Genomic DNA, 8,886 nt, shown 5'->3' with positions numbered 1-8,886 from the left:
GCGGTCTGGCCTCTGAACTCTGTCGTTGGGCGGGCTGCAGAGGTCAGACGAGAGATGTTGAGAGCTCTGAACTCCGACGGAGATAGATGGTGAGAGATCAGACCGTCCTAGATGTCAGAGGTCTGAGCACTGGCGCCGTCTGCCTGTCGTGTGCGGCGATGGCATGGCCGGAACCACGGTTGGTGCAGTCGGTCTCTATGCTGCTGGTGGTTGCAACACGCGCTTCCGCAGTCCGAACAGCATCATGCGGATCTCCTGCGTCTCGGTGATGAGCGATGGGCCGGACTCACCAAGCACACCGAGGGCATCACCCAACTTCAGCTGGATCTCCAGTTCATTGCAGGAGCCAACGGCGACCATCAATTGCGCGGCCATTCGGGTTGGCGAGTCGTGACTGGTCGCCTCGGCGATGTTGTACGCAATGGAATCCACCGCGCGTAGCATTTGCGATCGCATGCCCGGCGACGTGGCGGCGATCTCCCGCGCGAAACGATCGGCCACGCGATGCACCGAGACCGCGAGCTGAAACGCTCGGTCCACCACCTTGAGACGCGCAGGATTGTGCGGCATGGCCCATGATGCCACGCACGACGCCCACGCGTGTCACCCGAACTACGCACCCCGTATCGCGGAACCGCAGTTACCTGTCTCCATCCGCAAGACCCACGGCTTCAGCGCATCGCCGCACACGAAAGGCGGCCGGCGTCAGTGCTCAGACCTCTGACATCTAGGACGGTCTGATCTCTCACCATCTATCTCCGTCAGATATCTGAACTCGGACTTCTGATATCTGAACGCTGACATCTGACGCTAGCGACGTCCTTCCATGTCGCCTCGTGGTCCTCGCCGCACTGCCATCGCCGCCGCGGTGTCGAGCCATGCGGCCACCTGGCGCTGGGCCGGTTCGAGTGCGCGACGCACATCGCGATCGGGTGACACACTCTCGAAAGCACGCGAATAGCGACCGTTGCGCACATCGGTGAGCAACGTGAGTACCACGGCCGAGTCACCGCGTGCGGTCACCAGGCCGCTGATGACATAGTCGGCGCGCAGTGTCCAGCCGACTGCCATGCGATCGCCGGACATGCGCGCGGCGCGATCGGTCACGCCGGGACTGACCACGTCGAAACGATCGGTCTCGATCGACTCTCGCATCTGTCGCGTGATGTCGCGCATGAAGCCGCTGAATTCACGGCGTCCGGTGTTGTTCGCAAAATCAGTGACGACGATGCGCAGGCGATTGTCAGTCGGCGGCGCGAGTAGTGGTGTGAATCCGGCCGCGATGCGCATCGGATCCACCTGTGGCGCGCGGGGCACGCGAGCCAACGCCGAGTCCATGTGCAGCATGGCGCGGCCCATGGAATCGGCGAAGATGCGACCCACTTCTGCAAGCAGCGCATCGCGGTCGACCGATGCGGTGACACCATCTCTGGTCCGCACGATGACGCGCGTGTTCATGCCTGGCGCAGTGGCGCTGGCCGAGATGCCAGTGGGCGATGCGGCCGGTGCGGGCGAGGCTGGAGATCCGGGCAGGCTGGCGGTGACGGCACCGGACAACGCCGAATCACGTGTACGCCGCGCCATGTCGGACGCCTGCCGCTTGCGCACTGCATCCGCAATCGCGAGGGACTCGGCGCGTGTGATCACGAGCGGAACCGTCGTGGACGGCGTGCCGTCGGTGATTTCGCGGAAGACCGGAATGGTTTCGGCCAGGGCCGCCAACGCGGCCGAATCACCGCGTCTCCCGGCGCGGGCCACTTCCATCGACGGTGCGCCGCCGGTGCGATTGGCATCGCGGGCGCGTAGCGAGTCGCTCTCGCCGCCGGCAGCGGCCGTCATGTTCGGGCGCCACATCGCGAACGCGACCGCGGCGGCTGCCACGGTACCCAGTGCCACCAGCGTCCACGGCTGCTTGGCGCGACGCACCGGGAGTGCCGCGCCACTGGCCATCACGGGCAGGGCCTCGAGTTCCGTGAGGAGCGCGCGCGCCGAGACTGGCCGCTTGTTCGCGTCCTTGGCGAGGCAGTGCATGATGAGCGCGGACAGCGGCTCGGGAATGTCACTGATCGCGCGATGCGGCGGTTCGGGCATCTGCGTGAGTTGCGCCGCGAGTGTGGCCTGCGGTGACGCACCGGTGAACGGACCGGCCCCGGTGAGCAATTCGTAAGCGAGCAGGCCCACACCATACAGATCCACCCGATGATCGGCGGCGGGATCGGCCGCGAGCTGCTCGGGGGCCATGTAAGCGGGGGTGCCGATGGCCATGCCGGTGGTGGTACCGCCGTGCGCGGGGCTGGCCGCACTGAGGGCCTTGGCCACGCCGAAGTCGGTGACCAGTGCGTGCATGCCCGACGTGAGGATGTTGTCGGGCTTGATGTCCCGATGCACCACGCCGCGCGCATGCGCGTAGGCCAAGGCGTCGACGACATCGTGCAGGATGCGCACGACATCGCGCGCCGGGAGCCGCTGCTGGCGCTGCAGCGCACCGCGCAGGGATTCTCCCTCGATGTATGGCATCGAGAACCACAGGAGCCCCTGATCGTCGCCAGCGGCCAGCAGCGGGACGATGTGTGGGTGCTGCAACTGTGCCGCGAGTTGAATCTCGCGGCGGAACCGCTCGACATTGACGCCGGCTGCCCAATCGGGTGGCAGAACCTTGATCACCACTTTGCGCTGCAGGGCGCGCTCGGTGGCCACGAACACGCGCGACATACCGGCGCCGCCGAGTTCCCGTTCGATCAGGAAGTCGGCGTCGAGGGCGCGTTGCAGGCGGGACTGAAAATCGCTCACGGGGAGTTCCCGATGGGGCTTTGGCGTAATGGGCTGTTCAATGTACAGGGGCGGCTGCCAAGGTGATGGTCCAACCGGTCTTCGTGGCGGAGGCCTTGAGGACGGCGCCTTGTCCCTGGTTTGGGGTGTCGATGTGTCGACGTGACTGAGACACCCGAAGATCTTTCCACCGATGCCCCCGTGGGGTTCCGTGGCCGGGTTTCCTGATGGGGCGCCCTGGTCCGTACGTTGGGAGGGCCCTATCTGCTTCGGCGGCAGGGGTTGGGATGTTGCGCTCATAGTGGGGTGGAGCGGTTGACCGCCCTACCTAGGGGGACTAAGCTTAGGGTTCTGTTCCGTGCCGCCCCGGTCCTTGTGCCAGGGCGATCCACGTAGTGGTCGGAGTTCGAACATCCCGGTGGCCAGGCCACCGGGCAACCATCTACGAATGCCTACGATCAACCAGCTGGTCCGTCGCGCCCGAAAGGACGTGGTGGAGAAGTCCAAGGCGCCCGCGCTCAAGAGCAATCCGTTCAAGCGTGGCGTGTGCACCCGCGTCTATACCACGACGCCCAAGAAGCCCAACTCGGCGCTGCGCAAGGTTGCGCGTGTTCGTCTGACGAACCAGCTCGAAGTGACGGCCTACATCCCCGGTGAAGGCCACAACCTGCAGGAACACTCCATCGTGCTGGTGCGCGGTGGTCGTGTGAAGGACTTGCCGGGTGTGCGTTACCATATCGTCCGCGGTACGCTCGACGCCTCGGGCGTGAACGGCCGCAACCAGAGCCGTTCGAAGTACGGCACCAAGCGTCCGAAGCCGGGTCAGGCTGCGGCTGGAGGTAAGAAGAAGTGAGCCGCCGCAAGAGCGCCGTAAAGCGCACCGTCCTGCCGGACGCGCGCTACGATAGCCAGACCGTTTCGAAGTTCATCAACTCCCTGATGATTCAGGGCAAGAAGTCCACCGCCGAAGGCATCTTCTACGGCGCCATGGACATCGTCGAAGCGAAGACCAGCCAGCCGGGCGTGGGCGTGTTCAAGCAGGCCTTGAACAACCTCAAGCCGGTGGTCGAAGTGAAGAGCCGCCGCGTTGGCGGTGCGACGTACCAGGTGCCGGTCGAAGTCCGTCAGGACCGCCGCACGGCCCTCGCGATGCGCTGGCTCATCAGCTACTCGCGCGATCGCAACGAAAAGAGCATGAAGGAGAAGCTGGCCGCCGAAGTGCTGGCTGCTTCGCGTGGTGAAGGCAATGCGGTCAAGAAGAAGGAAGACACGCACCGCATGGCCGAAGCCAACAAGGCCTTCGCTCACTATCGTTGGTAAGGCGTTTCCGCCTGCCTCCAGAAGGGCCCCGGGATCTCCCGGGGCCCTTTTTGCATTCCCACCGTTTGGGGCCGCATGCCGGGGATGTGATGGTTTGACTGGCGAAAGTAGGTCGATGCGGTCACGTTTGACGACATCGCCGTCGGGCTGCCGAGCCTGACCCGTGGGGAAGCGAAGTGCTGCCGGTTACGGGACCTCCCGACCGGGCGTCATGACTTCGACCGCCCTGCATCAGCTACGTGACATCCGTTCCTGGAGCGGGACCGCGCTTGTCTTCCGTCCGCACATTCCTTCCCAACGGCGAACGCCGACTGATGCACGCGTTCATTGCCCTGCTGGCTGTCGCCGGCATTGTCGGATCCGTGCCGACGGCACTCGGCGCCCAGACACGTGACAGTACCCGCGTCGTGGTCCCGCAGCAGGAGCCGGCGCATTGGCATCTGCAGGTGTCGAGCTTCTACAGCAAGGCCGACAAGGGCTTCGGTGTGTGGCAGGGGCAGGATGCACGCCTCCTGTATTCGTCGGCGAAGCTGAGTCCATTCGTGAATGTGGGCACGCAATCACGCCCCAATGGACGGCAGCAGCTGATCGGTGTGGGTTCGTACATCAACATCGCGCCGTGGATGTACGCCATTGTCGGTGTGGGTCATGCGCCTGACAACGGTGTGGTGCACTTCCCGAAGTATCGTAGCGACGCGAGCCTGTTCATCGCCGTGCCCAAGGCCAAGGGGTTGATGGTCACTACGGGCATCACCGACCTGCGCTATACCGACAAGCGCGCGGGTGGTCAGATCCTGTCACTCGGATCGATGCTCTATCGTGGCCGCGGTATCTACAACGCTGCGGTGTTCTTCAACGAAGATCGGGCGAGTGGTGCCCGATCGCACGCGTGGCAGGCGGGCGGGCAGTGGGGGACGCAGGGCAAGTATTGGATCGGCGGCAGCGTGGGCGCCGGCAACGAAGCGTATCGCCTGCTCGCGGCCACGCCGTTCGATGCGCGATTCCGCAGCAACTTCGCCACGGCATTTGCGTCCAAGTGGATCACGAAGAGCAGTGGCTTGTCGCTGCGTCTCGACTTCGAGCAGAAGCTGGACATCTTCAATCGCCAGGCCGTCGGCCTGATGTACTTCGTCGACTTCTGACGCATGTCACCATCGGAACGCGACCACCGGGGCCGTGAACGCCTGATGGCATGGATCCCGGCAGTGCTCGCGGTGGTGAGCCTCATCGTCTGGATGTCGCAAAGCCGCGCTGTTGTGCTGTGGCGCGAGCAGGCCCTGTTTCTGCGCACGGTACTGCGCGACTTCTGGACGAATCCCGTGCTGTATCCGGTGCCGTTCACTGTACCAACGGCTCCGTCCGATGCGATGGCAGCACTGGTGGGTGCCATTGCATGCCTGATGGCCGCATTGCTCATTGCCCGTCGTTTTCGCGGCAGCTCGATCGCCGCACCCATGGGACTTTTGGCTGCGATGAGCGTGGCCATTGTGCCCCCGATGTTGTTGGCCACTGCAGGCTGGCCTGATGGAAACGGGTGGCTGTCCGGCATCAATATCGCCATCGCGCAGGTGGGAGGTGCGGCATGTGCGGCACTCCTCGCGTGGGCCATTGGACGATCGGGGCACACGGGTCGGGTGGTACTCACGACGCATGTACCTGCCGATGTGCCGCGTGACGGTGATCCATCCGGTGCATTGATTCTGCTGCTCACGAGCTGCGCCGTGATCACCTGGACGATCGTGTTGATCGCGGGCCTGTCCGGCATTTTCGGCTACGATTCGTTCAGCGATCACATCGCGCGTCCGGCACGTTGGCTCATCACGGGACGGCTCGAGCCCGGCGTGGCAGCGGAGGTGGTCACGTTCTACCCGGGCAACTTCGAGTTACTGGTGCGCTGGTTGCTCGCGTTCGGGAGCGATCGCCTCGCGTTTCTTGCTGCGTACGCCAGCAGCCTGGGCGCGATCTGGGTGGTCTATCGACTCGCTCGCGAGATTGGCCAGTCAGGGCGCGCCGCGGCACTGTCGGCGCTTGCGGCCGCATCGCTGCAAGTGCTCGCCTATCAGAGCATGGTGGTGTACAGCGACACGTTTACCGCGTTGTGTCTGCTGTTGGCTACATGGATTCTGCTGGTGTGGCGACGCGAAGGCGCCACCAACCGATGGCTCACGGCAGGCTTTGGAGCGGCACTGGGGCTCGCGATGGGTGCCAAGTACTCCGCAGGCCCTCCGGCGGTCGTACTGGGATTGTTCTGGGCCTGGTACGCCAGCCGCGGCCAGCCCAGTGAGGACTTCGAACAACCTCTCGTCGACATCCGTGCGCTGGTCTCGCAATTGCCATGGCTCATCGTCAGCGCCCTGCCTGGCATGATCTTCTGGTACCTGCGCAATGCGGTGCGCGAGGGGAACCCGTTCTATCCATTGTCGGTGGCCGGACTCCCGGGTATCCCGCTGCCGTCGCTGCTTGCCGGTGCTCCAGGGCCCCGCACGCTCTTTGAGCGCCTCACCTATCCCTGGTTCGAGACGGGACACATCCTCGGCTTCGAGACCGGCCTTGGGGCCACGGTGGCCACGGTCGGTGTGCTCGCACTCGTGCTGGGTCTCTGGACCGGACGCGGATCTGCTGCACACCGCCTGTTGTGGATGGTCCTGCTCGCGTCGACGGTCGCCTGGGCCCGCACGGGCGTGCTGGTGCCCCGATATGGGCTCTACCCGATCCTGTTGTCGTTCGTGTTCGTCGGTGCCCTCGTGACGCGATACCCGACCTGGCTGCTGCGCATGACCACGGCGGTGGCCATCCTGATCAGCCTCGGTGGAGTCAGCTACCATCTCGCAGGCGTTGCAGCGTACAACATGGTGTTTCACGAATCGGCGGCACCGGTGCCGCCGGCCATCGCGTCACTGCCGCCGTCACGCATCGTGAACCTGGCCGGGCAACCCTCGGGTTACTACGCCATGGGTCCCGACTATCGGCATCGTGTGCTCACGCCGTTTCAGCACTACCTGCCGGCCGATGTGCAGAAGCTCGACGCGCAGTATCTGCTGCTGCCGGAAGCACGTGAAGGAGAGTTTGTCGGCGTCTTCAACCTGCGGCTGGTGGAGCGATGGAAGCACACGAATGCTCCATCGACTGCGCTGTGGCGCATCGAGTAGACGTCCATGGATCGTGACGCCTTTGCCCTGATGGCCGATTCGGAACGGGACCATTGGTGGTTCCGTGGCCGGCGCGATTTCATCGAGCGCGCCATCGCACAGTGCACAAAGGCTGTGCCATTGCCGGTGTCACCCAATGTGCTCGATGCCGGCTGTGGATCAGGTGGCAATCTCGGATTGCTCGCCCGCTGGGCGCAGGGCGGGACCTTGTTCGGATTCGAGTACGACGCGGAGGCCTGCGCCGCCGCCCAACGCGCAGGACTCGGCACCATTGCATCGGGATCACTGCCCGACGGCATCCCGTTCGGTGATACGTCGTTTGACCTGATCGGTCTGTTCGATGTGCTCGAGCATCTCGAGCATCCCGTCGAATCACTCCGTGCGTTGCGTGGCCGTCTCAACGAGCAAGGTGCGCTGGTACTCACCGTGCCCGCTCTGCAGTGGCTGTGGGGGCCGCATGACGAAGTGCACAATCACTATCGTCGCTATTCCGCACCGACGTTGCGCGCGCACCTCGAGTCCGCCGGATTCGCTGTCGAGTACCTCAGCTACATGAACCTGCTGTTGCTGCCACTCGCCATCGCGCAGCGGTTCAAGGAGCGGCTGTTCGGATATCAGGTCGAAGCACTCACGCCATCGCCGGCCGTGAATTCGTTGCTCTACAACACGTGGCGGCTGGAGCGTGCGTGGATCCCGCAGCGTACCCTGCCGCTCGGGCTCTCACTGCTCGCCGTGGCGCGGCCAGCGCGGTGATGCGATGAACGTCGAGGCGTTGGACGACCTGCCGCTCGTGCTCGTAGTGCCTTGTTACAACGAGGCTGCGCGGCTCGACCAGGATGCGTTTCTGCGGGCGCTCACCGCTTATCCGTGGTTACGCCTGCTGTTCGCAAATGATGGCAGCACCGATGCCACTGCGGCGGTGCTGGAGACGTTGCGGGAACGGGCGCCTTCGCGCATTGCCATCACCACCCTCGACAGCAATGCCGGCAAGGCCGAAGCGGTGCGGCAGGGGATGCTCGAAGCCTGCGCCTCTCACGAGGGGTTGTGCGGCTTCTGGGATGCCGATCTGTCGGCGCCACTCGACGAACTGCCGGCCCTGCGCGAGACGTTTCTGCGCCGTCCGACCGTGCAGTGGGTGTGGGGCATCCGCCTGCGCGCACTTGGGCATGAGGTGACCCGTCGGCCGGTTCGCCACTATCTCGGGCGACTCTTTGCCACCTGCAGCTCCATCCTGCTGGGCATCGATTCCTACGACACGCAGTGTGGCGCCAAACTGTTTCGTATCGGCCCCCTGCTGTGCACGTCGCTCTCGGAACCGTTTCGTTCACGATGGATTTTCGACGTTGAGTTGCTCACGCGCGCGCAGGCACTGCTGCGTTTCGAGGGGCAGCACACCATCGAGCGGCTGGTGCATGAGCAGCCGCTCGGAGTGTGGCAACATCGCGCCGGGTCCAAGGTGCGGGGCGGGGATTTCCTGAGGGCCCTTCAGGAGCTGTTGATCATTCGCGATGCACGGGCGATATGGCATCGCCCGTACACCACACTCAGCTCACGGTAAGTCCGTCCGCAGCGGCCATCACGGCACCGTACACCGTCGCGCCGGGCAGCAGGCGCACGATGGGGGCCGTGATCGTGGTGCGCTTGCCGG

The 8,886-nt window shown here is 64.6% G+C and carries 8 protein-coding genes; 6 read left to right on the top strand and 2 right to left on the bottom strand.

The window, feature by feature from the left end; translation table 11 throughout:
• Positions 1 to 195: 195 nt before the first annotated feature.
• Both VGE27_RS01320 and VGE27_RS01315 read right to left on the bottom strand, forming a co-directional pair.
• On the bottom strand, positions 196 to 570 hold the full coding sequence (locus VGE27_RS01320) for a four helix bundle protein (protein ID WP_331047822.1): 375 nt from the start codon (positions 568 to 570) through the stop codon (positions 196 to 198).
• A 240-nt stretch (positions 571 to 810) separates the two neighbouring features.
• The gene (locus VGE27_RS01315; RefSeq protein WP_331047821.1) at positions 811 to 2,790 is read right to left on the bottom strand and encodes a serine/threonine-protein kinase; all 1,980 of its coding nucleotides are present in this window, start codon (positions 2,788 to 2,790) and stop codon (positions 811 to 813) included.
• A 427-nt stretch (positions 2,791 to 3,217) separates the two neighbouring features.
• Between VGE27_RS01315 and rpsL the strand changes: the two genes are divergently transcribed.
• The 6 genes from rpsL to VGE27_RS01285 all read left to right on the top strand — a co-directional run bounded on the left by rpsL (position 3,218) and on the right by VGE27_RS01285 (position 8,796).
• Positions 3,218 to 3,622 (top strand): 30S ribosomal protein S12, encoded by a 405-nt coding sequence (gene rpsL / locus VGE27_RS01310; protein WP_291164093.1) that lies wholly within the window; start codon positions 3,218 to 3,220, stop codon positions 3,620 to 3,622.
• The gene (rpsG, locus tag VGE27_RS01305; protein ID WP_331047820.1) at positions 3,619 to 4,089 is read left to right on the top strand and encodes a 30S ribosomal protein S7; all 471 of its coding nucleotides are present in this window, start codon (positions 3,619 to 3,621) and stop codon (positions 4,087 to 4,089) included. The genes rpsL and rpsG overlap by 4 nt, the downstream gene beginning before the upstream one ends.
• A 314-nt stretch (positions 4,090 to 4,403) precedes the next feature.
• Positions 4,404 to 5,231 carry a YaiO family outer membrane beta-barrel protein gene (locus tag VGE27_RS01300; RefSeq protein ID WP_331047819.1) on the top strand — a complete coding sequence of 276 codons (828 nt, stop codon included), beginning with the start codon at positions 4,404 to 4,406 and terminating at the stop codon, positions 5,229 to 5,231.
• A gap of 3 nt (positions 5,232 to 5,234) precedes the next feature.
• Positions 5,235 to 7,238 (top strand): glycosyltransferase family 39 protein, encoded by a 2,004-nt coding sequence (locus VGE27_RS01295; RefSeq protein ID WP_331047818.1) that lies wholly within the window; start codon positions 5,235 to 5,237, stop codon positions 7,236 to 7,238.
• A 6-nt stretch (positions 7,239 to 7,244) separates the two neighbouring features.
• Positions 7,245 to 7,991, top strand: coding sequence for a class I SAM-dependent methyltransferase (locus VGE27_RS01290; protein ID WP_331047817.1), 747 nt, complete (start codon positions 7,245 to 7,247; stop codon positions 7,989 to 7,991).
• Between the two features lie 4 nt (positions 7,992 to 7,995).
• Positions 7,996 to 8,796 carry a glycosyltransferase gene (locus tag VGE27_RS01285; protein ID WP_331047816.1) on the top strand — a complete coding sequence of 267 codons (801 nt, stop codon included), beginning with the start codon at positions 7,996 to 7,998 and terminating at the stop codon, positions 8,794 to 8,796.
• Positions 8,797 to 8,886: the final 90 nt, after the last annotated feature.

Origin of the sequence: Gemmatimonas sp. (assembly GCF_036405635.1) — a bacterium.
In the GTDB taxonomy this organism is placed as follows: Bacteria; Gemmatimonadota; Gemmatimonadetes; order Gemmatimonadales; family Gemmatimonadaceae; genus Gemmatimonas.
This window is presented reverse-complemented; position numbering and strand designations above follow the sequence as displayed.